The sequence below is a fragment of the Mesorhizobium sp. B2-3-13 genome, assembly GCF_006442195.1.
Lineage (GTDB): Bacteria > Pseudomonadota > Alphaproteobacteria > Rhizobiales > Rhizobiaceae > Mesorhizobium > Mesorhizobium salmacidum.
Genome location: NZ_VFVQ01000009.1, coordinates 42,612 through 64,564 on the forward strand (window position 1 = coordinate 42,612; position 21,953 = coordinate 64,564).

Consider the following 21,953-nt stretch of genomic DNA (forward strand, 5'->3'; position numbering starts at 1 on the left):
GGTTCCCCCAAACCAGGCCAGTGTTCACTGACGTTTCGTCTCATTGACATTCAAATGCGGCGGCCAAACGGCTGAAAACTCAACGTGCCGCCAGATTGGCGGCTGGAAATATCGAACATGTCTCGGTGCCGAAAGCCAGCAGTTTGCCGCCGGCGTCCTTCAGCGTCGCTTCCGAAACGGCAAGCGTGCGGCCCTTGTGGACCACCTTGCCTTCGCAGACGACCTCGCCGGTACTGGGCGTTATCGGCCGCGTAAGGTTCACCTTGAACTCCGCGGTCGTGTAGGCCTCGCCCTTGTCGAGCAACGTCTGTACTGCGCAGGCCAACGCCGAATCGAGCAGCGTCGCCGCCCAGCCGCCATGAACGCCACCCAGCGGGTTGAGGTGGCGTTCGCTCGGCATGCCGCGGAATACGGCGCGACCTTCCGATATTTCGGTCAACGCGAAGCTGAGCTGGAAGGAGATCGGCGGTGCTGGATATTTGCCGTCGATGATCCGCTGAAGCAATTCCAGGCCGGTGTATTTCAGGATATCGGCGTGAGGAATGGTGCCGAGGCCAAGCGGCGAGACCCGGCCCGGATAGAGTTCGACTTCGCTCATCTGATGACTTCCCTGGCCGCGTTCTCTCCGGCGATGGGCTTGTGCGCTGCGTGGTGCTTCCGCAACGCTGCAAGAAAGCCGGCGCGCGCGTCGGGCTGATCGATGCCGCGCGGCTCGTAGACATGGCGGGTGAAGAAGAAACCGGTCAAGCGGAAGGCGTCCGCGATCGCCGCATGATTTGCGCGCAGGCCGGAGCCGCGCTGCAGAAATGCAGGCAGCACCAGCATCTTGTCATGCCACGGCGCCCCGGCTTCGCGCGACACCGCGCGTCCCGATTTCGGCGAGACATAGGCAAGGTCCTGTTTGGTGCCGGTGGCGGCGCATTGGCTGAGATCGAGGCCAAAGCCGAGTTCATCGAGGATCAGAAGTTCGAAACGCGCCACCAGCTCGCCGGCGGCGTCGGCATCGTCCAGGTGGACGATCATCACCGAAAGCGCCTCGTAGAGGCCGCCATGGGCGTCACGCTCGGGCAGCAGGCGCAGATGCGCCGCCATCGTCTGAAGGCCGTAGACGGCGATGGCACTGTCCATCAGCCGGGAGGCGTTCATCTCGATCGCTTCGGCCTGGAAGGTGCCCAGATGCTCGTCGAGGCGCGCGCGCCACAAGAGATCGACGCGATTGCCGGGCTGGAGAACGGGTTGCAGCTTGCGCGAGCGGCCGCCGCGCACGAGGCCGAGATGGCGGCCATGGGCACGCGTCATCACCTCGAGAATGGCGCTGGTTTCGCCATGCTTGCGGGTGCCGAGAATGATTCCCTCGTCGCGCCATTCCATATCAGGAGCTTTTCACCGATCGGGTGGCGAAATCAAGGTATGGGCCTGCCGCCTTGGCCGGCTCTCGCAACAACGCGTAAAAAAGCCGCCCGCAGCGATGTGCTGCGGGCGGTCTGGTAAGGTCAGTCGATCCGTTAGAACGAGCGCTGGAAGCGGAGAATGCCGCCGACACTGCTCTTCTTGTTGGCCTTGGTCCAGTTGCTGAAATCTGCGTCGTCGAACTTTCCAGCATTGAGGTAATCGACTTCAGCCGTGACCGTAAAGCCGGGCACAACGGTATAGGCAACGTTCGCGGCGATGCCGAGATTCTTCCAGTCGTCATAGGAGATCTGGGCGTTGAACGAGGTCTTGTCGTTGAACTTGTAGGTGCCGCCACCCCAGATCGCCCAGTTGCCGCCCCACTGTTTGTAGAAGCCGCGACCGTGTGCATCGATGGCGTTGTTCGCATCGTCGGTGAGATTGTCGTCGGTGCCGTAGCCACCCATGATGAACAGCGACAATTCGTTGGTTGCCTTGACGTCGAGGCGAACCTTGCCAGCGACTTCTTCATAGTTGCTGTCATAGGCCACGACGCCGGTGAGCGAACCCCAGTCGCCCTTGTACTTCAAACCGCCGACGACATGCGGAACATAGCTGTCGATGGTGCCGACCTTGCCAGCACCCTCTTCGAGCGAGACCAGCCCCGAGAAGCCGTTGCCGGCGTCGAAGTAGTACTGAACGACGTTGCTCTCCTGCCCGCCATACGGAACCAGCGTGTCCTGGATGACGTTGCCGGCATAGCCGATGAACGTATCGAAAGCCGTATCGTCCTTGCCGACGCGCAAGCCGCCGAGCTGAATCCAGGCGAAACGCAGCGAGAGCGACTTGTTACGACCCGTCCAATCGTCGGCGCTGGAGGCGGCTTGATTAGTATAGTCACCGGAGCTGTTGCCGTAGTTGAAGCGGGTCTCGGTGTAGGTCTTCAGGGTACCGAGCTCGGTCTCCTGACCGGTCCAGGTCTTCAGCGTGAAGCGGGTGTTCTTGTAGTAGGTCGAATGAGTGGTGCCGGCGTCCTGATGATCCGGGACGTGGTTGACGCCATCGAGCGAGCCGGCATCGCCGACACCGATGTCGTAACGGACATAGCCGCCGATGCGCAGGCAGGTCTCGGTGCCCGGGATGTAGAAATAGCCGGCGCCGTAGACGTCACAAATCTTGACGTATTCGGCCGGTTCCGGTTCGGCGACGACGACAGCGTCCGCGGCGCGTGCGCCGGACACCGCGATCAGTGCCGCGGCTGAGCCGAGAAGGAGGCTCTTGATGTTCATTTTCTGACCTCTCCAGTCAAGTTAATAAAATGGCTTCCGAATTGTGGCTGGCGGATATGTTTTCCCGCCTCACCCCCACAATGAAAAAAGGCTCGCACTGCGTCCCCTTTTCGCGGCGAACATACCCACCAATCTTCCGCCTTCAATGACAATTCCGCGAATATGCCGGATTCACGCCACAGATTAAATCGGTGTTGCACAAATAACACTAACCGGCTCATGTCGATTTTCAAATCGGCACAAATGGCACATCGTCTTTTTTATGTAATAATCCCGGATATCTTTTACTTTATACTGTAAAATTTTCCAGTTTATTCCATTATTTTCAAATCAATTGCGTGCGCTGTCTAACAAAATGTCGAATGAGTTATTTTTCAACATCAGATTCTCAAGTCAAATCTTGTCAATTTCTTGAGCGCTCGGCCGACGAGAGGCCCACGCGAAAGCTGCCGGCGACAGCAGGTTTTTTGATCCATCAGCGCCGCCCGATGACGGCGCCACGCGTCTCGCCTCACGCCTGGCGCTCGCGATCGATCAGCACAGCATCGATCACTCGCCACGATTCTTCGATCTCGGCCGAGGCCACGTCTATGTGCCCGGCGGCGGTGATCAATGCCTTCCATAGCGCCCAGCCGCGCCCGCGCGCCCAGGTCGCTTCGTCTGCCGCGAGGCAGGCGCGAAAAGTGTCCCGGCTTTCGCCTTCGAACAGCGTCCAGGCAATTGCCAGATCGCAGGATGAATCGCCGACACCGGAGGTGCCGAAATCGATCACGGCGCTCAACCTGCCCTTTTCGACAAGGAGGTTGCCCCGGCTGACATCGCCATGGAACCAGACGGGCGGACTTTCCCAGGCCGCGGCAAGGGCTATCTCCCAGACGGCGGTGGCGGCGCCGGCATCGATGCGGCTGCCGAGTGCCGAGATCGCTTGCCTTGTCTCGCCGTCATAGACCGTCAGCGGTCCGCCGCGAAAGAAATTGTGGCGCCCAGGCGCTGGCCCATCGGTCGCGTCCACCTGTTTCAACGCTACCAGGAACCGAGCCAGGTCCGCCGCGAATTCCGACAGATTTGCGATACGTTCCCGTTTCGCGATCTCGCCCTCGATCCAGCCATAGACTGACCAGTGCCAGGCATAACCCTCGGCCGGAACGCCCATCGCCAGCGGTACGGGAATGGGCAGTGGCAGCAGCGGCGCCAATCTCGGCAGCCAGCGATGTTCCTTTTCCACTTGCAGGGCATAGGCGGCGGCGCTCGGCAATCGCACGGTCATCTCGTCGCCGAGATGAAAGGTCCTGTTGTCCCAGCCGCCAAAATCAACCGGCCTGACCGCAAGATTCTTCCAATGCGGGAATTGCGCGGCAATCAGCCGGCGCACCAAGGCGGCATCGATCGCTACCTCAAGCATGATCTTTCCCGAAAACGGCGCTCACTTCTCGGGATCACGCCTAGTGTGGAAACTCCAACCCCATCTCGCGATAGCGCTCGGGGTCGTCGCCCCAATTCTCGCGCACTTTCACGAACAGGAACAGGTGCACCTTCTGCTCCAATATGCCTGATATTTCCATCCGCGCGGCCTGCCCGATGGCACGGATGGTCTCGCCCTTGTGGCCGAGCACGATCTTCTTCTGGCTGTCGCGCTCGACAAAGATGGTCTGGTCGATGCGCACCGAACCATCCTTCTTCTCTTCCCATTTCTCGGTCTCGATGTGCGAGGAATAGGGTAGTTCCTGATGCAGCCTGAGATAGAGCTTCTCGCGGGTAATCTCGGCCGCCAGCTGGCGCATAGGCAGGTCGGAAATCTGATCTTCCGGGTAGTACCACGGGCCGGCCGGCAGCGCCTGGGCCAAGTAGTCGAGCAGGTCCTTGCAGCCGGAGCCGGTCAGCGCCGAGACCATGAAGGTGCGCTGGAACGGCACTTTCTCGTTCGCTGCCGCGGACAGGGCGAGCAGCGCCTCATGCTTTACCCGATCGACCTTGTTGAGGATCAGCACCATCGGCTGGCGCACATCCTTCAGCCGTTCGAGGATGGCATCGGCGTCGCCTCTGATGCCGCGCTCGGCGTCGATCAGCAGCAGCACGATATCTGCATCCTTGGCGCCGCCCCAGGCGGTGGTCACCATCGCGGTGTCCAGCCGCCGCTTGGGCTTGAAGATGCCCGGTGTGTCGACAAAGACGATCTGCGCGTTGTCGTGCGTGGCGATACCGCGCACGATGGCGCGTGTCGTCTGCACCTTATGGGTGACGATCGAGACCTTGGCGCCGACCAGTTGGTTGACCAGCGTCGACTTGCCGGCATTGGGCGCGCCGATCAGCGCGACGAAGCCGGAATGCGTGACAGGAGCGGCTGCGGTGTCTTCGGCGGTCATGCCGCACTCCCTTCATGAACCCAGACGCCCTCGCGAACCAGAAGGGCAGCAGCGGCGGCCTGTTCGGCCTCGCGCTTGGAGCGGCCGCTGCCGGTTGCCGGCTGAAACGCGCCGACCTTGACGCTGACGGTAAACAGCGGATCGTGATCGGGGCCTTCCCGGCCGTCGATCTGATAGGCGGGAACAGCACTCGCCGCCTGATGCGCCCATTCCTGCAATTCGGTCTTGGCGTCGCGGCGCGCGGCACCCGAGGCCCGCGAACGCGGCTGCCAGTATCTATGGATGAATGCGCGGGCTGCTTCCAGACCACCATCGAGATACAGCACGGCGATCAGCGATTCCAGTGCGTCGGCGCGCAGGTTGACGCGCTTGCGTCCCTCGAGCCCGCGCACATCCGACCCGGCACGGATCAGGTCCGGCAGCCCGATATCTTCGGCGATATCAGACAGCGCCTCGGCATTGACCAACGCATTGAGCCGCAGCGACAACTCCCCTTCCGCGGCATCGGGAAAGGCAGCCAGCAGCATATCGGCGACAACAAGGCCAAGAACCCGGTCGCCGAGGAATTCGAACCGCTCATAATCGGCGCCCGCATTGGCGCCTCGCGCACTGGCATGGGTAAGCGCACGCTGCAGGCGCTGGCGGTCGGCAAAGGCATGGCCCGTGCGTTCCGCAAGCGCTTCGGCGAGCGCATCGGCGGTCAACCTTTTTGGTGCCGCCATGACCCTAGTTGACGAAATGGAACAGGCGCGAGGCGCGCATCAGCGACGGCCATTTCCAGATTTCGAGCGGGCTTGCCTTGCCGGCGATCGAGAAGAAGACAAGGTTGGCGCGGCCGACCAGGTTCTCGGCTGGAACGTAGCCGACGGTGAAGCGGCTGTCGGCGGAATTGTCCCTGTTGTCGCCCATCATGAAATAGTGGCCGGGAGGCACGTCGAATTCGCGGGTGTTGTCGCCAATCGAGTTCGGCGACAGGTCCAGCGTGTCGTAGCTGACGCCATCGGGCAGCGTCTCGCGATAGACATCGATCGGATAATCCTTTTCCGTGATGTCGGGATTGTCGATCTGGCCGGTCTTGACGCGCGGCACGCCGACGCCGTTGATGAAGACTTGGCCATCCTTCATCTGGATCTTGTCGCCGGGCAGGCCAATGACGCGCTTAATATAGTCGACGGACGGATCCGGCGGGAACTTGAATACCACCACGTCGCCACGCTTGGGCTCGGAGCCCCAGATGCGGCCCGAGAAAATGTCCGGTCCAAAAGGCAGCGAATAGCGTGAATAGCCGTAGGACCATTTGGTGACGAACAGATAGTCGCCTTCCAGAAGCGTCGGCCGCATGGAGCCCGACGGGATTGAGAACGGCTGGAACAGCAGCGTGCGAATGACCAGGGCGAGCAAAAGCGCCTGGACGATGACGCTGACGGTTTCGCCAAGCCCGCCGGATTTCTTCTGGGATTTTTCAGCCACGCTCATGTCGTCCTCGATTGTGCGTTGGATGGTATAGAGTCTCGGCGCGCGCTGGGCAACGTCAATGCCGGTCGTCAGATGCAATCAATGTGGCGCTTCTTCGACCGGTAGCGCTTCTATGATCACAAAGGCTTGAGCGAGCGGGAAATCATCCGTGATGGTGAGGTGGATCGCTGCCCGATGACCTTGCGGCAGGATCTTCTCCAGCCGCGCCAGCGCTCCGCCGGTCAGCGCCATCGTCGGCGCACCGCTGGGCAGGTTGACGACACCCATGTCACGCCAGAAGACCCCTTGCGCCAGACCGGTGCCCAGTGCCTTGGCGCAAGCCTCCTTGGCGGCAAAGCGCTTGGCGTAGGAAGCCGCGCGGGCGCGCCGGTTCTCCGAACGCGCCTGCTCCACCTCGGTGTAGATCCTCTGGATGAAGCGCTGGCCATGACGCTCAAGCGATTTCTCGATGCGTGTGATGTCGATCAGGTCGCTGCCGATGCCGATGATCATTGGGTGGCGGAACCGATGCTTCCGCCGGGATGAGGCGGATGCTCACGGCGTCTCGCGCGCTCTGCCAGCCGCTTGCGCCTCTGTTCGCGGAAGACATTCATGCCCCAGCGCGTGATGCCGTAGAATACCAGGCCGAACACGAGCCCGAGCGGCACCGCCCCGATCAGCATGGGCTCCAGCACGGGATGCCATAGTTTGGCGAAGGAAAGCTTGTGCATCATCTCGCCCAGATGCGCCGGCGGGCCATGCGTAGGCAGGCGATCGTGCAAGATGAGCTTGCCGGTTTCCCAGGACGCGCCCCACAAGAGCGGAAAGGTCAGCGGATTGCCGAAAAACACGGCTCCGAGAGCCGCTGCCACCAGATTGCCGGCGATCACCCAACACAGAACGGCGGCGATGATGAAGTGGAAACCGACGGGGAAGAACGAAGCAAAGACACCTGCCGCGACGCCAGCCGCCACCGCATGCGGGGTGGCCTTCAGCCGCAGGATGCGCTTGGAGAAATATTGAAGCGAGCGCGAAAACGAACGGCGCGGCCACAGATAGGTGCGCACCCGCTCGAAAAGACCATCAGGTTTGCGACGACGAAAAAGCACTCTCTTCCTATTCCCGACAATTCACAGCTTACAGGCCCGCTGTTTCCAGCCGGGCTTCGACCACCACATCTTGCGCTTTACGGTCGCCAGAAGGCAATCGTGACTTTGATATAGCTATCCGCAACCCCGACAACAACTGGAGGCCGTCCGCGCAGCGGCCGCACCGCCAAATTCGGGTAAGTCCGTCTTCTCCAACATCGGACAATCGCGGCGAATTTGAGAAGTGGTTTCGGCTAATTGTCGCAGCCAATGATCGCTATGCTACCGCAGGTATTGGCTGACTTCGACAAGGTTGCCATCCGGATCGCGGAAGTAGACCGACATCATTGGCCCCTGCGCGCCGATGCGTTCGACCGGCCCGAGTTCCACCGTTACGTGATTGGCCTCGAGGCCGGCAAGGAATTCATCGAGCGGCCGGTCGGTGATCAGGCAGAAGTCACCGGATCCGGGCGTCGGCGACTTCGCCTTCGGCTCGAAGGTGCGGCTGATCTCGTGGACATTGATCTTCTGGTTGCCGAAGGCAAGTGCCGTAGGCCGGCCCGGCGTGTCGATGCGTTCGAAGCCCAGCACGCGCTGATAAAAGGCGCAGGTCGCGTCGAGCGATGCCACCGTCAGCACGAAATGATCGATACCGACGATCAATGCGACCTCCTCAGATGTTGCGGCTGCCGGGCTTGATGGCCGGGATGGCGGCAAGCTCCGGCGGCAATCTGTCCGGCGGATAGGCTGGGACCTCATATTCGGCAAGCGCGATCAGCGGCACGCCGACATGGGTCTTGCCGGCCGATCGGTCGATGATGCAGGCGGCCGCGACCACCTCTGCACCAAGGGCGCGCAGGCAATCGATGGTTTCGCGGATCGACAATCCGGTGGTGACGATGTCCTCGACGATGACGACGCGCGCGCCCCGGTCAATCTCGAAGCGCCGCAGGCGGAACTCGCCCCCTTCCCGCTCCACCCAGATCGCCGGCACGCCAAGGTGGCGCGAAGTTTCGTAAGCCGGGATCAGCCCGCCGATCGCCGGCCCGACGATATAGTCGATCTTGCCTGGGATCGCGGCGCGGATCTTCTCGGCCAGCGCCTTGCACAGCCGCTCGGTCTTGTCGGCATGCATGAACACCCGTGCCTTCTGCAGGAAGACTGGACTGCGCAGGCCCGACGTCAGGATGAAATGACCCTCCAGAACAGCGCCAGCCTCACGGAATATGCCCAGCACTTCGTCGGTATTCATCTCGTCCCCCATGGTCGGCTATCGCTAGCCGTTGACGCGCCGCGCATCGCTGACGCTCGAATTGTCCTTGAGCTGCGACAGCAGCCGGTTGAGATGCTTCAGGTCCCAGACTTCGAGATCGATCAGCATTTCGGTGAAATCGGGCGCGGTGCGCACCATCGACAGCGTATGGATGTTGGCGTCGTTGGAGGCAACGACTTGGGCGATGTCGGCAAGCGAGCCCGGCGCGTTGATGGCGGTGACCGAGACGCGCGCGGGAAACCGTTCCTTGGTGCGTTCGTCGATGTCCCAACGTACGTCGATCCAGCGCTCCGGCTGGTCGTCGAAAGCCTGCAGCGCCGGCGACTGGATCGGATAAATGGTGATGCCGGTGCCCGGCTGGACGATACCGACGATGCGGTCGCCAGGGACCGCGCCTTCCGGCGCGAAGCGCACCGGCAGGTCGCCGCGCACACCACGGATCGGCACCGCGCCGGCGCCTGGCTGGTCCTTGTCCTTGCGCGCGGCCCGGCCCGGAATCTGGAACAGCATGCCGGCGGCGTTGCGGATCTTCGACCAGCCCTCCTCGCGCTGTTTGGGAGCCGCGGGGGTGACGCGCTCGTCCTTGTAGTCAGGGAAGACCGCCTTCATGACATCGGTGGAAGCCAGTTCGCCGCGACCGACGGATGCCAGCACATCCTCGATGTCCTTGCGCGCCAACCGGTGCAGGACGGGCTTCAGGCTTTCCTTGGTGAAGGTCTTGCCGGCTCGTTCGAAGGCACGCTCCAGGATACGCGCGCCAAGGCCGGAATACTGCTTGCGGATCGCATTCTTGGTAGCGCGGCGGATGGCGGCGCGCGCCTTGCCGGTGACGACGACCGATTCCCACGCGGCCGGCGGCACCTGCGCCTTGGAGCGGATGATCTCGACCTCGTCGCCATTCTTCAATTCCGTCATCAGCGGCATGATGCGGCCATTGACCTTGGCGCCGACACAGGTATCGCCGACATCGGTGTGGACGGCATAGGCGAAATCGATCGGCGTGGCGCCGCGCGGCAAGGCAATCAGCATGCCCTTCGGCGTGAAGCAGAACACCTGGTCCTGGAACAGCTCCAGCTTGGTGTTCTCGAGGAAATCTTCCGGGTTGTCGCCCTCTGCCAGCTGCTCGATGGTGCGCCGCAGCCAGGCATAGGCATTGGTCTCCTTCGAGATCGCGTGCACGGCGCCGTTCGTCTTGCCGCCAGTGTCCTTGTAGATCGAATGGGCGGCGACACCATATTCGGCGATCTTGTTCATCTCGCGGGTGCGGATCTGCAGCTCGACGCGCTGGCGCGAAGGACCGACGATGGTGGTGTGGATCGAACGGTAGTCGTTCTGTTTCGGCGTCGAGATGTAATCCTTGAAACGGCCGGGCACCATCGACCAGGTGGTGTGGATGGCTCCCAGCGCGCGATAGCAGTCTTCGACAGAGTCGACCACGACGCGGAAGCCGAAAATGTCGGACAATTGCTCGAAGGACAGCGCCTTGGCCTCCATCTTGCGGAACACCGACCACGGCTTCTTCTGCCGGCTTTTGACGCCGGCCTTGATGGCGTGTTTCTCGAACAGGCCCGAAAGAGCCTTCTCGATCTCGGACAGCACATCCTTGTTGCGCTCGAAGATTTCGGCGAGCCGGGCGGTAACGGCGCGATAGGCTTCCGGATTAATGAAGCGGAAGGCTATCTCCTCCAGCTCCTCGCGCATGCCTTGCATGCCCATGCGCCCGGCCAAGGGCGCATAGATGTCCATCGTTTCCTCGGCGATGCGCAGGCGCTTGGCCTCCGGCATATGGTCGAGGGTGCGCATGTTGTGCAGGCGGTCGGCGAGCTTGACGAGGAGCACGCGGACATCTTCCGAGATCGCCAGCAGAAGCTTGCGCAGGTTTTCCGCCTGCTCCGCCTTCTTCGACACGAGGTCGAGCTTCTTCAGCTTGGTCAGCCCTTCGACCAGCTTGCCCATTTCTGGACCGAACAGCTCATCGATCTCGGCCCTGGTCGCCGTGGTGTCCTCGATGGTGTCGTGCAGCAGGGCGACGGCGATCGTGGCCTCATCCATATGCATTTCGGTGAGGATGGCTGCGACTTCGAGCGGATGCGAGAAATAGGGGTCGCCGGAAGCGCGCTTCTGGTGGCCATGCTTCTGCATGGCGTAGACATAGGCCTTGTTGAGCAACGCCTCGTTGACGTCAGGCTTGTAGCGCTGGACGCGCTCGACAAGCTCATACTGACGCATCATGGGCTAAATCTCTCGGCGATGAAATGAATCATGCGCCGCACTGCTGTACGGCGCATGTCATAGATAGCCACGAAACCGCCGGGACGGAAGTGCCGGAAGATTGTTCCAGCGACCGCCCGGAACGGAGGCCGGCTTAGTAGTCGTCGCTCTTTTCCGGGGGAACCAGACCTTCGATGCCGGCCAGCAGGTCTTCCTCGGTCATGCGATCGAAGGTGACGTTGTCCTCGGTGTCGTCCGCGTCGGCGGCGGCAACGGCACCGCCAGTCTGGTCGGCGATCACTTCACCATCGGCTTCGGGCTCGTCGACCTCGACATGCTTCTGCAGCGAATGGATCAGATCTTCCTTGAGATCGTCGGGCGACAGCGTCTCGTCGGCAATCTCGCGCAGCGCGATGACCGGGTTCTTGTCGTTGTCGCGCGGCACGGTGATCTGTGCGCCCTGGCTGATCTGACGAGCGCGGTGGCCGGCTAGAAGCACCAGCTCGAAGCGGTTGTCGACCTTGTCGATGCAATCTTCAACGGTTACGCGGGCCATGGATTGCCCCTTTCATGCCTGGATGTAATGGAAAACAGGCGCGGTCCATAACCCGAACAGCGCCAAAATACAAGCATCATGGCAATGCGTACCCACAGGGCAGCCCGCGTCCACGGTTCGGCGCCGCGATCACAATTGCTTGCAGTGCGCCACGCGCCCTTGGATTGCCACCAAACTGGCGTTATCTCGGTTGGTCCAAGGTCGGCCGGTTTATTATGGGCCTGCCCGCTAGTCGCTACCGCATTTCGTTAGACGGCCGTTATTTCGAAAAGGACTATTTCCATGTTCGATCCCCGTGAAAAAATCGCCCTGTTCATCGACGGCGCCAATCTCTACGCCACCTCACGCGCGCTCGGGTTCGACATCGACTATCGCAAGCTTTTGGCGAGCTTCCACAACCGCGGTTACCTGCTGCGCGCCTATTATTACACCGCGCTGGTCGAGGACCAGGAATACTCCTCGATCCGGCCGCTGATCGACTGGCTCGACTATAACGGCTTCAAGGTGGTGACCAAGCCGGCCAAGGAATTCACCGACTCGACCGGCCGCCGCAAGATCAAGGGCAATATGGACATCGAGCTCACCGTCGATGCGCTGGAACTCGCCGACGTCGTCGACCACTATGTCATATTCTCCGGAGACGGCGATTTCCGCACGCTGGTCGAGGCGCTGCAACGGCGTGGCCGCAAGGTGTCGATCGTCTCGACCATGGCCTCGCAGCCGCCGATGATCTCAGATGACCTGCGCCGCCAGGCGGACCATTTCATCGACCTGGCGACGCTGAAGAACGAAGTCGGCCGCGATCCCTCGGAGCGGCCCGTAAGGCGGCCCGAACCGGCTGAAGTCGATGAGGACGACTACTGAGGCCGGTCGACTTGACCGCCCTCCCCGCTGCCGAACCCAGCCGCGACTGCCCACTCTGCCCGCGGTTGCATGATTTCATCGCCGAATGGCGGCAGCGCGAGCCCTCCTGGTTCAACGCGCCGGTGCCGACCTTCCTGCCATTGGGCGGCGAAGATACCGTCCGGCTTCTGATCGTCGGTCTGGCGCCTGGCTTGCGCGGCGCCAACCGCACCGGGCGCCCGTTCACCGGCGACTATGCCGGCGACCTGCTCTACTCGACGCTGATTGCCCACGGCTTCGCACGCGGCGAGTTCAAGGCGCGGCCCGATGATGGGCTGGAGCTCGTCGGCACGGCGATTACCAACGCGGTGCGCTGCGTGCCGCCGGAGAACAAGCCGGTGGGTGCGGAGATCGCCACATGCCGGACATTTTTGGTGTCGACTATCGCTCGCTTTCCCAACCTGCGCGCCGTGCTAGCGCTGGGATCGATCGCGCACCAGTCGACCGTACGGGCATTGGGCGGGCGCGTCGCCGCCTACCCCTTCAAACATGGCGGGCAATTGCCAGCCGGCGGCATTACGCTGTTTTCGAGCTATCATTGCTCACGCTACAACACCAATACCGGCGTGTTGACCGAAGACATGTTCGTCAGGGTGTTCAGCGAGATCGAGGCATTCCTGAAGAATTGAGGATCGGACACCGGGCGGTTCCGGTGCCTGTTCACACCGGCAGCAGGGCATCCGGTTTCACGTCGCCGATGGATGCATAGGTATGTGTTTCCTTCACTCCCGGCAGCGGCAGGATGACGCGTTTGAGAAAGTCCTGATAGTCGGCCATCTCGGCAATGCGGGCTTTCACGAGATAGTCGAAGCCGCCGACGACCATGTGGCATTCCAGGACCTCGGGCGCCTTTGCGACCGCCTCGGCGAAGCGGTCAAAGATATGCGGGGCCGCGTGATCGAGCCGTACCTCGATGAAGACAAGCATGCCGCGGCCAATCTTTGCCGGATTGAGCACCGCCCTGACGGCGGTGATGAAGCCATCGCGAAACAGGCGTTTCACGCGCTGGCTGGCGCCGGTCGGCGACAGGCCGACGCGCGCTGCCAGGTCGAGCGTGGTGCGGCGTCCATCTTCCTGCAGCAGTCGCAGAAGACTGCGGTCGACGGCGTCCAGGTCGACTGGTTCAGGATTCACGTTCAAGCCATCCTATTTGCGTGAATTACACTTCAAATTGTAAAAAACAGCGTATTTTGTCGCGGCCATTTCGACAATAGGCTGCGCTTCATCGCAACTGTCTCCTCCTGGCGACATGAACATCCGGCGGAACCGACATGGCGGACGGACGAGACACCGGAGACACAAGACTGGCGGTGATCGCCGGCCTTGTCATGATCGCCATCTATGCAGCGCAGTTCGTCGCCGCCCGCTTCAGCCTCAGGGAGCATCTGACGGCCACCGACATGGCCAGCCTGCGCTTTGCCGGTGCCGGCGCGGTGTTCCTGCCGATCGTCTGGAGGCGCGGCCTGGCCACCATGAAGGCGCTGGGCTGGCGGCGTGGACTGACGTTGGCGGCACTGGCCGGATTGCCCTATCCACTGATCATCAACTGGGGCCTGACCCACGCGCCCGCCGCCCATGCCGCGGCGCTCTGCCCGGCCTCGATCGTGTTCTTCTCGTTCCTATTGTCGCTGTTCAGGGAAAGCGCGTCGCGTCGGCGGATCATTGGCGTCGCCACGATCATCACCGGCTTGTTGCTGTTCATAGCGCCGGCGCGCACCGGCGCCAGTGATGTCCTGTTCGGCGACCTGCTGTTTATCGGATCGGGCGCGATGTTTTCCACATATGCCATTCTTGTGCAGCGATGGCGTGTCGACCCGGTCACGGCGACCGCGAGCGTCGTGCTTTTGTCCTGCCTGCCACTGCCACTTCTCTATGTCTTTGCGCCAAGCGGCCTCCATGCCGCCGCAGGCGCCGAAATCGCCAGCCAGATCGTCATTCAAGGTCTTCTCGCGGGCGCTGCCGCGATGTTCCTCTACACTTACATTGTCGACCGATTGGGCTCACAGGCTGCATCGCTGTTCCTGCCGGGTGTGCCGGTCGCCACCGTGCTGGTCGGCATGGTCGTGCTTGGCGAGACCCCGCTGGCTATCCAATGCGTGGCCATCGCCATCATGGCCGCCGGGATGGGTTATTCGGCGATGGGCCGACGCGGCACCAGGGAAAAGCTGGCTGTCTCGACATCAGCTGGAACGTGAATGGTTTCAGGGGCATGGCAGGCTTCCGAAGAACTGGCATCGGATCGGGTCTGTCCGTCAAGGTGCGGAGGCAAGCAGCGCCGCCAGCTTCTCCGGCCCACCCTGCAAAACGTTCAGGTCGACGTCCCCCTCTATGCCGTCCACGCGCCCGCTGTTGTGGTACTGCCAGTAGATCCAGTCACGGCGGTCCGGTTCCATGAGCAGCGAGCGTAGCCAGAGTGGGCGAGCGGCGATTTGCCCAGCATAGGCAGCCTCGGCTTCATCCGTCAGATAGATGATCGCCGGCTTGCCGAAGGCAGCCTCGACAGGTCCAAGGAAATCCTTCAGTTCCGTATTCAGTTGCTCGGGTGACAGGCGCTGCGGACAGTTGCCCCCGAACTCGATGTCGACGACCGGCGGCAGCAATGGCTGATCGTGCGGAACCGCCGAGATAAAGTTCCTGGCCTGATCGGCGCCCGGCCGGCAGAAGGTGAAGAAATGATAGGCGCCGACGGCGAGCCCGGCGGCGCGGGCCTCGCGCAGATTGCCGGCGAAGGCATTATCGACATGGTCGCCGCCTTCAGTCGCCTTGATGACGGCGAAAGCCACATCGTCGGCGGCAACACGCCGCCAGTCGATCTTGCCCTGATGATGGGAGACGTCGATGCCCCTGACCGGATATCGGTCGCGGTCGGGAGAGTAGGTGCGGAAATAGGCCACGGCAATGACACATGCCAGGGCAAGATTGGCCAGGCCCCAGAGGACAATCCGCTTCTTCAAGACCATCCCCTGTTGGACGTGCCGGTTGTTCGACGTTGAAAACCCGACCGTGACTTTTCCAGGCTATCTCCCGATCACCCACGTTCCTTGAGCAGCCGGCCCTTTTCGCGCGACCAGTCGCGTTGCTTCTCGGTCTCGCGCTTGTCATGCAGTTTCTTGCCGCGGCCAACTGCAAGCAGCAGCTTGGCGCGCCCTTGGTCGTTGAAATAGATTTTCAGCGGCACCAGCGTCATGCCTTCGCGGTCGACGCTCTGCGATAGTTTTGCCATCTCGCGCTTGTTGAGCAGCAGTTTGCGGCGCCGGCGCGGCTCGTGGTTGAAGCGATTGGCCTGCAGGTATTCCGGCAGATAGGAATTGATCAGCCAGATCTCGCCGCCTTCGACCGAGGCATAGCTGTCCTGGATGTTGGCCTGGCCCTGGCGCAGCGACTTGACCTCGGTTCCGGTCAACACCAGGCCTGTCTCGATCGTGTCGAGCACTTCATAGGAAAACCGCGCCTTGCGGTTTTCCGCAACTGTCTTGTTGTTGGGATCGGCTTTTCTGACTTGGTTCATAACGTCTAGAATCCGTTTCGAAACTCGCTCCTGCGAGTCAGATGATGGTGCTACTAGAGCGCCGCGCGTTTTTTAACGCGCAAAGGACGCTCTAGAAATCCGACTTTGCGCATGGTCCTTTCCGAAAGCGAAGTGCTTTCGGGGCCACGCGCCGAACCGGAGCGGAGCGTACATATAGTACGCGAGCACCGGAAGCGCAGGTGGCGCCTTCAGATGGCCGCAGGAGTAGAGTTTCCAAACGGACTCGTTAATTAATCAAGCGGGCGTGCTTCATGGCCGCATCGATCTTTTCGGCCGTCGACTGCTCGATGGTGACCAGCGGCGAACGCACGACGTTCTCGACCTTGCCCAGCTTCGACAACGCGTATTTGGCGCCGGACACGCCGGGCTCGATGAAGATCGCCTTGTGCAGCGGCAGCAAGCGGTCCTGCAGTTCCAGCGCCTTGGCGCTGTCGCCGGAGAGCGTCGCTTCCTGAAACTCGGCGCACAGCCGCGGCGCAACGTTCGAGGTCACCGAAATACAGCCGACGCCGCCATGCGCGTTGAAGCCGAGTGCTGAGGCATCCTCGCCGGAAAGCTGGATGAAATCCTTGCCGCAGGTCATGCGCTGCTCGGACACGCGCTCGACCTTGCCGGTCGCATCCTTGACGCCGACGATGTTCTTGAAGTCGTGCGCCAGCCGGCCCATCGTTTCCGGCGTCATGTCGATCACCGAGCGAGGCGGGATGTTGTAGATGATGATCGGCAGGCTGGTCGCCCTGGCGACGGCGGCGAAATGCTCATACAGGCCGCGCTGCGTCGGCCTGTTATAATAGGGCGTGACGACCAGGGCTGCATCGGCACCGGCCTTTTCGGCATATTGCACCAAACCTACCGCTTCCACGGTGTTATTGGAGCCAGCGCCGGCGACGACAGGCGCCCTGCCCTTGGCCACCTCGATGCAGACCTTGACGACATGGCGGTGCTCGTCATGCGACAGCGTCGGGGATTCGCCGGTGGTGCCTACCGGGACAAGGCCCGTGGTGCCTTCGCCAAGCTGCCATTCGACGAACGCGCGAAAGGCTTTCTCGTCGAAACGCCCGCTCTTTTCGAACGGTGTCACGAGCGCAGTAAGCGAGCCTCTCAGCATGTCGTCCAACTCCTTGGGACTTCTTGGTTCACGCATGTCGCAGTCCCAAAACCGGTATCCACTTTTGGGCGACATGCACTTTGTCGGTTATGCATGTCGCTGCCCCAAAACCGGTATCCACTTTTGGGCGACATGCACTTTGTCGGTTATGCATGTCGCTGCCACAAAATCGGTATCCACTTTTGGGCGACATGCATCGGTGTTTTGTCGTGCGCGCCTTCTAACCGAAAGCGAAGCGGCGCACCATAGTCTCGACATTGTTGCGCGGCAAGCATTGCCATGGTGCCAGCAGGCGTAATTCGAACGGCCTCGACAACCCTTTGTTTACGAGCCCTTCACGACCTAAGCTTAGGCTTCAAGGCTTCTTCGCCCGCAGGTAAAATGCTGGATTAAGGAAAGACACGAAATCATGCCGCCCAGTCGGCCCCACCTGTTCGCGCTTCTTGGCGCCATCGCCGCGCTGATGCCCGGCGTGGCGATCAGCGGCAGCGTCGATGTGCGGGTCACCTCGGCCATCCCGATGCCTGGTGTACAGGACAAGGCGCAACAGGACCCTTCACCCGCCGTCACGCTCCTGAAAAGCGGACTGGATGCGCTGGCGGCTGGCGATATTCCCGGCGCGCGCGGTGTGCGCGATGCGCTACCCGCACAATCGCTCGACCAGCACATATTGGCCTGGGCGATCGCGCTCTACGGGGGCGACAAGGTTCCGAGCGGCGACATCGCCAAGGCCGCGAAGATGCTGCCCAACTGGCCGGGCACCGTTGCATTGCGCAAGAACAGCGAGCGCGCACTCTATCGCGAGAACCCGGCGGCGGATGTCGTCGTCAAGGCATTCGACGGCAGCCAGCCGCAGACAGTCGAAGGCGTGATGGTTCTCGCGCGCGCCTATGTGTCGTCGGGCAACGCCAAGGCGGCGCGATCGGTGCTGTCGCCGTTCTGGCGCACCGCGATCCTGGAAGCCAAGGACGAGACGGCTCTGATCAAGGAATTCGGCAGCCTTGTTCCCGCCGCCGATCACCGTTTTCGCATGGAGCGCATGTTCTATGCCAACCGGGTGAATTCCGCCTTGCGTGTCGCCGGCCTCGCCGGCGCCCAGCAGCTTGCCGACGCCTGGGCGGCGGCCGACAAGGGCGACAAGAATGCTGCCAAACTATTGAAGACTGTGCCGGTGGCGCAACGCTCGGCCGGCTATTTCTTCGCGCAGGCCGAATATCTGCGCAAGCAGAAGGATTTTGCGGGCGCCGCGGCAATTGTCATGAAAGCGCCGGCAGACCGGGAATCCCTGGTCGATCCGGATGCCTGGTGGGTCGAACGCCGGGTGCTGTCGCGCGAACTGGTCGACCAGGGCGACATGAAGACCGCCTACAAAATAGTCGCCACGCATGCCGCCGAAAGCGCGGCCAATGCGGCGGAAGCCGAATTCCATGCCGGCTGGTATGCGCTGCGCGGCCTGAACGATCCCAAGCTCGCGGCGACGCATTTCGCGCGTATTGCCGACCTTGCCCAAGGGCCGATGACCCTGTCGCGCGCCTATTACTGGCTCGGCCGCGCGGCGGAAGTCGGTGGCCCCGGCAATGCCAAGGACTATCTTGGGCGTGCGGCGACCTACGGCACGACGTTTTACGGCCAGCTAGCCGCCGAACGCGTCGGCCGGCAGGCGCTCAACATCGTCTATCCCCAGCCAAGTGCCGCCGACCGGCAGAACTTTGCCGGCCGCGAGGCCGTCTCGGCCATCAAGCGCCTGCAGGAGGCAGGCTACGACCGTTATGCCGAAACGCTCTATCGCGACCTTGCCGGGCAGTTGACCAGCCCGGGTGAACTGGCGCTGCTCGCTATCCTTGCCGAAAAGCAGGACAACCATTTCATGGCGCTGAAAATCGGCAAGATCGCCGGGGCGCGCGGCATCGATGTCGGTGCGCTGTCGCATCCGCTCGGCGTCATCCCCGATTCGGCCAATATTTCCGGTTCGGGCAAGGCGCTGGCCTATGCGATCGCCCGCCAGGAAAGCGAATTCAATATCGGCGCCGTATCCAGTGCCGGCGCACGCGGACTGCTGCAGCTGATGCCGGGAACCGCCAAGCAATTGGCGAAGAAGGCCGGATTACAGTTTTCGCAGACCAGGCTGACTACCGACGCCGGCTACAATGCAACGCTTGGGTCGGCGTTCCTCGGCGAACAGCTCGATCGCTTCAATGGCTCGTACGTATTGACCTTCGCGGGCTACAATGCCGGCCCGACCCGAGCCAGCCAGTGGGTGGCGAAATACGGTGACCCGCGCGGCAAGGACATCGATGCGGTGGTGGACTGGATCGAGCGGATTCCCTACACAGAAACAAGAAGTTACGTGCAGCGCGTGATGGAGAATTACGAGGTCTACAAGATGCGTATTTCCGGCAAGTACGACATCGTCGGCGATCTCGTGAACGGGCGCGGCTGAGGCTCTTGCCCTCGCCTTGCGAGGAGAAGGAGGAGCCTTTCCCGTTTGACCCTCCGGCGCTCCGTCTGTAGCAGTCGTGGACGATCCTTCGGCTAAAGAGCCCGTCCCATGTCGAGCAATCCAGATTTCTCCGACTTCTTCTATGCGGCGCCAGATGGGCTGAGACTTCACGCGCGCGTCTATGGCGAAGCGAATTCCGCACATTGGCCGGTCGTCTGTCTGCCTGGCTTGACACGTAACGCGCGGGATTTTCACGAGCTTGCGCTCCATCTCTCGACGCGATCCGCCCTTGCGCGTAAGGTCGTCGCTTTCGACTATCGCGGACGCGGGCAGTCGGCCTACGATCCCGATGTCAGCCACTATAATGTCGGCATCGAAGCCGGCGACGTCCTTGCCGGGCTGGCGGCGCTCGGCATCGAACAGGCGGCCTTCATCGGCACCTCGCGCGGCGGGCTGATCATCCATGTGCTTGGCGCGATGCAGCCGGCGGCGCTGAAAGCCATCGTGCTCAACGACATCGGGCCAGTGATCGAACCCGCGGGTCTCGCTCACATCCAGTCCTATCTCGAACGCGCACCGAAGCCGAAAACCCTCGCCGAGGCGATGGCTGCCCAGCGCAGCGTTCACGGCCAGGATTTTCCAGCGCTAACCGAGGGCGACTGGACGCGGATGGTTGGGGCGCTCTACCGTGAGACGGATCAGGGGCTGTTGCCGGATTTCGACCCGGCCCTGATCGACACGCTGGCCGGCGTCGACGTCACCAAGCCGCTGCCGGATCTGTGGTCTCAGTTCGACGCGCTGGTCACCGTGCCGTTGCTTGCCATACGAGGTGGCAATTCAAAGCTTCTCTCCGACGCCACGCTTGAAGAGATGAAAAAGCGCCATCCCGGCATGGAGGCGATCACGGCCGACGGCCAGGGACACGCGCCCTTCCTGGAAACCGGCATTTTGCCGGAAGAGATTGCTTCCTTCCTCGATCGGGCTGAGAACGGCCATTGATCAGCTAATCAAGGCTAAGCAGGTTCTGCAAAAGTGTCCCACGGTTTTGCGATCACAACCTGAGAATAACAAGAGAATCTAAGCAGACTTTCGTGGGGCACCCCACGAAAGTCTGCTTAGCGTTTCGATAAAACCAGCGCTCCATTAGAGCCTCCAGATTTCAGGTCAACTCGACCTGAAATCCAATTCCTCCTCTAATCAAAGAGATAGAGCATGATGTCGGCCGAAACCGCCTCACACTTTTCGGCATCATGCTCTGATACTGTGCCCTACGGAAAGCGCTTTCTTGCCTTCGCCGTCCCGACAGTTTTACCGTTGGCGTCTAGTGCCTTGACGGTGAATTGGTAGGTATGCGGCGACGGGGGACAGGGTCCTCGGTATAAAAACGCGCCGTAAGGCAGGGCCTCTCCGGAATACGCCACCCTACCGCCGCCGTGCGCAAAATCCGGCGCGTCCAGGTCAGACATGCGAATGTCAAGTTTTACCGTCCCGGCTGGGACACCAGCAAATTTCATGGGCGGTGACTTACTGTCGAAGCACTTCTTGGTTGGGCCCCACTCCACCGAAACCGACATTCCAGCGTGAGCCAGCGGCGTTCAACAACGATCGTACCGGCGAAAGGGCCGTTCGTCTGCTATCCCCCACCGTTGTTGCACAAATGATACGATTTGGCCTCACTCAGAAAGCTCTCGTTAACCATCGGGGCCGCCGCAACCGCTTGTTTCCAGCCGAATCCGGCGATCGGAGGACGGAATTATGGCGAGGTCGCGAGTCGCCAGCCAGGGAATTGCCGCAGATCCGCCGCATCGAGCAAAGCCGCGATCCGCTACGCTCTTATTTTTCCATATTAATGACGCGGGCTTGTTGATTGTGCCGCCGCTTTTCTTTATCCAGCGGCTCAACGGAGAGGTGGCCGAGTGGTCGAAGGCGCTCCCCTGCTAAGGGAGTAGAGGTCAAAAGCTTCTCGTGGGTTCGAATCCCATCCTCTCCGCCATCCTGCTTCGCACAGCTCTGTCGATGCCAAGATTTCCAGCAATAACAATTAGATAATTTGACGCTGCTGGTCCTGGCGATTCCGGCTATCGCTCTGCCAGCCGCCAATTCGTTCGATTCTGACTGGAGGTCAGAAAATGAACATCAAGAGCCTTCTTCTCGGCTCCGCTGCGGCCCTGATCGCAGTTTCCGGTGCGCGCGCCGCCGACGCCGTCGTCGTCGCCGAACCGGAACCCGCTGAATACGTCAAGATTTGCGACGTCTATGGCGCTGGCTACTTCTACATCCCCGGCACCGAAACCTGCCTGCGCATCGGCGGCTACGTCCGCTATGACATCTAAAGAGCGAGGGGGTGGT

General features: G+C 61.6%; 23 protein-coding genes, 1 tRNA gene and 1 pseudogene. 7 read left to right on the top strand and 18 right to left on the bottom strand.

Annotation, left to right across the window (positions count from 1 at the left end):
• Nucleotides 1-79: 79 nt before the first annotated feature.
• The 13 genes from FJ941_RS12735 to rpoZ form a co-directional block, all read right to left on the bottom strand.
• Nucleotides 80-598, bottom strand: a complete 519-nt coding sequence (locus FJ941_RS12735) for a PaaI family thioesterase (RefSeq protein ID WP_140505989.1) — start codon at nucleotides 596-598, stop codon at nucleotides 80-82.
• Nucleotides 595-1,371 (bottom strand): DNA repair protein RecO, encoded by a 777-nt coding sequence (gene recO / locus FJ941_RS12740; protein WP_140505991.1) that lies wholly within the window; start codon nucleotides 1,369-1,371, stop codon nucleotides 595-597. The genes FJ941_RS12735 and recO overlap by 4 nt, the downstream gene beginning before the upstream one ends.
• 134 nt (nucleotides 1,372-1,505) lie before the next feature.
• Nucleotides 1,506-2,678: a porin gene (locus FJ941_RS12745; RefSeq protein WP_140505993.1), complete on the bottom strand. Its 1,173-nt coding sequence runs from the start codon at nucleotides 2,676-2,678 to the stop codon at nucleotides 1,506-1,508.
• Between the two features lie 511 nt (nucleotides 2,679-3,189).
• Nucleotides 3,190-4,080, bottom strand: a complete 891-nt coding sequence (locus FJ941_RS12750; RefSeq protein WP_181169778.1) for an aminoglycoside phosphotransferase family protein — start codon at nucleotides 4,078-4,080, stop codon at nucleotides 3,190-3,192.
• 40 nt (nucleotides 4,081-4,120) lie between these two features.
• Nucleotides 4,121-5,041: a GTPase Era gene (era, locus tag FJ941_RS12755; RefSeq protein ID WP_027144185.1), complete on the bottom strand. Its 921-nt coding sequence runs from the start codon at nucleotides 5,039-5,041 to the stop codon at nucleotides 4,121-4,123.
• Nucleotides 5,038-5,763, bottom strand: a complete 726-nt coding sequence (rnc, locus tag FJ941_RS12760; protein WP_140505997.1) for a ribonuclease III — start codon at nucleotides 5,761-5,763, stop codon at nucleotides 5,038-5,040. The genes era and rnc overlap by 4 nt, the downstream gene beginning before the upstream one ends.
• Nucleotides 5,764-5,767: 4 nt before the next feature.
• Entirely contained in the window at nucleotides 5,768-6,517 is a 750-nt protein-coding gene (gene lepB / locus FJ941_RS12765; protein ID WP_027144187.1) for a signal peptidase I, read from the bottom strand.
• A gap of 78 nt (nucleotides 6,518-6,595) precedes the next feature.
• On the bottom strand, nucleotides 6,596-7,009 hold the full coding sequence (gene acpS / locus FJ941_RS12770) for a holo-ACP synthase (RefSeq protein ID WP_015318576.1): 414 nt from the start codon (nucleotides 7,007-7,009) through the stop codon (nucleotides 6,596-6,598).
• Nucleotides 7,006-7,605 carry a DUF2062 domain-containing protein gene (locus FJ941_RS12775; RefSeq protein WP_140505999.1) on the bottom strand — a complete coding sequence of 200 codons (600 nt, stop codon included), beginning with the start codon at nucleotides 7,603-7,605 and terminating at the stop codon, nucleotides 7,006-7,008. Before FJ941_RS12775 ends, acpS begins: the two co-directional genes overlap by 4 nt.
• Nucleotides 7,606-7,866: 261 nt before the next feature.
• Entirely contained in the window at nucleotides 7,867-8,247 is a 381-nt protein-coding gene (locus FJ941_RS12780) for a VOC family protein (RefSeq protein WP_181165874.1), read from the bottom strand.
• Between the two features lie 10 nt (nucleotides 8,248-8,257).
• Entirely contained in the window at nucleotides 8,258-8,836 is a 579-nt protein-coding gene (gene pyrE, locus FJ941_RS12785; protein ID WP_140506003.1) for an orotate phosphoribosyltransferase, read from the bottom strand.
• Nucleotides 8,837-8,860: 24 nt separating this feature from the next.
• Nucleotides 8,861-11,089 (bottom strand): bifunctional (p)ppGpp synthetase/guanosine-3',5'-bis(diphosphate) 3'-pyrophosphohydrolase, encoded by a 2,229-nt coding sequence (locus FJ941_RS12790; protein ID WP_027144191.1) that lies wholly within the window; start codon nucleotides 11,087-11,089, stop codon nucleotides 8,861-8,863.
• A 133-nt stretch (nucleotides 11,090-11,222) separates the two neighbouring features.
• Entirely contained in the window at nucleotides 11,223-11,624 is a 402-nt protein-coding gene (rpoZ, locus tag FJ941_RS12795; RefSeq protein WP_027144192.1) for a DNA-directed RNA polymerase subunit omega, read from the bottom strand.
• 282 nt (nucleotides 11,625-11,906) lie between these two features.
• On the opposite strand from rpoZ, the gene FJ941_RS12800 reads away from it, so the two are divergent.
• A complete protein-coding gene (locus FJ941_RS12800) occupies nucleotides 11,907-12,488 on the top strand; it encodes an NYN domain-containing protein (RefSeq protein ID WP_140506005.1) in 582 nt (193 codons plus the stop codon).
• Nucleotides 12,489-12,499: 11 nt separating this feature from the next.
• Nucleotides 12,500-13,156: a uracil-DNA glycosylase gene (locus tag FJ941_RS12805; protein ID WP_140506007.1), complete on the top strand. Its 657-nt coding sequence runs from the start codon at nucleotides 12,500-12,502 to the stop codon at nucleotides 13,154-13,156.
• Nucleotides 13,157-13,187: 31 nt separating this feature from the next.
• Here FJ941_RS12805 and FJ941_RS12810 read toward each other — a convergent pair whose 3' ends face one another.
• Complete coding sequence (locus FJ941_RS12810; protein WP_015318584.1) at nucleotides 13,188-13,661, bottom strand: Lrp/AsnC ligand binding domain-containing protein; 474 nt, start codon at nucleotides 13,659-13,661, stop codon at nucleotides 13,188-13,190.
• Between the two features lie 137 nt (nucleotides 13,662-13,798).
• Between FJ941_RS12810 and FJ941_RS12815 the strand changes: the two genes are divergently transcribed.
• Entirely contained in the window at nucleotides 13,799-14,722 is a 924-nt protein-coding gene (locus FJ941_RS12815) for a DMT family transporter (protein WP_140506009.1), read from the top strand.
• Between the two features lie 57 nt (nucleotides 14,723-14,779).
• On the opposite strand, the gene FJ941_RS12820 is transcribed toward FJ941_RS12815, so the two are convergent.
• The 3 genes from FJ941_RS12820 to dapA form a co-directional block, all read right to left on the bottom strand.
• Nucleotides 14,780-15,481: a GH25 family lysozyme gene (locus FJ941_RS12820; RefSeq protein WP_140506011.1), complete on the bottom strand. Its 702-nt coding sequence runs from the start codon at nucleotides 15,479-15,481 to the stop codon at nucleotides 14,780-14,782.
• Between the two features lie 74 nt (nucleotides 15,482-15,555).
• The gene (gene smpB / locus FJ941_RS12825; protein ID WP_027144197.1) at nucleotides 15,556-16,035 is read right to left on the bottom strand and encodes an SsrA-binding protein SmpB; all 480 of its coding nucleotides are present in this window, start codon (nucleotides 16,033-16,035) and stop codon (nucleotides 15,556-15,558) included.
• Between the two features lie 247 nt (nucleotides 16,036-16,282).
• Nucleotides 16,283-17,164 (bottom strand): 4-hydroxy-tetrahydrodipicolinate synthase, encoded by an 882-nt coding sequence (gene dapA, locus FJ941_RS12830; RefSeq protein WP_140506241.1) that lies wholly within the window; start codon nucleotides 17,162-17,164, stop codon nucleotides 16,283-16,285.
• Between the two features lie 409 nt (nucleotides 17,165-17,573).
• Between dapA and FJ941_RS12835 the strand changes: the two genes are divergently transcribed.
• Nucleotides 17,574-19,604, top strand: coding sequence for a lytic transglycosylase domain-containing protein (locus tag FJ941_RS12835; protein ID WP_140506013.1), 2,031 nt, complete (start codon nucleotides 17,574-17,576; stop codon nucleotides 19,602-19,604).
• A gap of 108 nt (nucleotides 19,605-19,712) precedes the next feature.
• On the top strand, nucleotides 19,713-20,603 hold the full coding sequence (locus FJ941_RS12840; protein WP_140506015.1) for an alpha/beta hydrolase: 891 nt from the start codon (nucleotides 19,713-19,715) through the stop codon (nucleotides 20,601-20,603).
• Between the two features lie 269 nt (nucleotides 20,604-20,872).
• Here the strand turns inward: FJ941_RS12840 and FJ941_RS12845 are convergent, their stop codons facing one another.
• Nucleotides 20,873-21,178 carry a phospholipid-binding protein gene (locus FJ941_RS12845; protein ID WP_281405564.1) on the bottom strand — a complete coding sequence of 102 codons (306 nt, stop codon included), beginning with the start codon at nucleotides 21,176-21,178 and terminating at the stop codon, nucleotides 20,873-20,875.
• A 328-nt stretch (nucleotides 21,179-21,506) separates the two neighbouring features.
• Between FJ941_RS12845 and FJ941_RS12850 the strand changes: the two genes are divergently transcribed.
• A tRNA-Ser gene (locus FJ941_RS12850) sits at nucleotides 21,507-21,597 on the top strand.
• Between the two features lie 136 nt (nucleotides 21,598-21,733).
• A pseudogene (locus tag FJ941_RS12855) lies at nucleotides 21,734-21,934 on the top strand (porin); the annotation flags it as partial.
• Nucleotides 21,935-21,953: the final 19 nt, after the last annotated feature.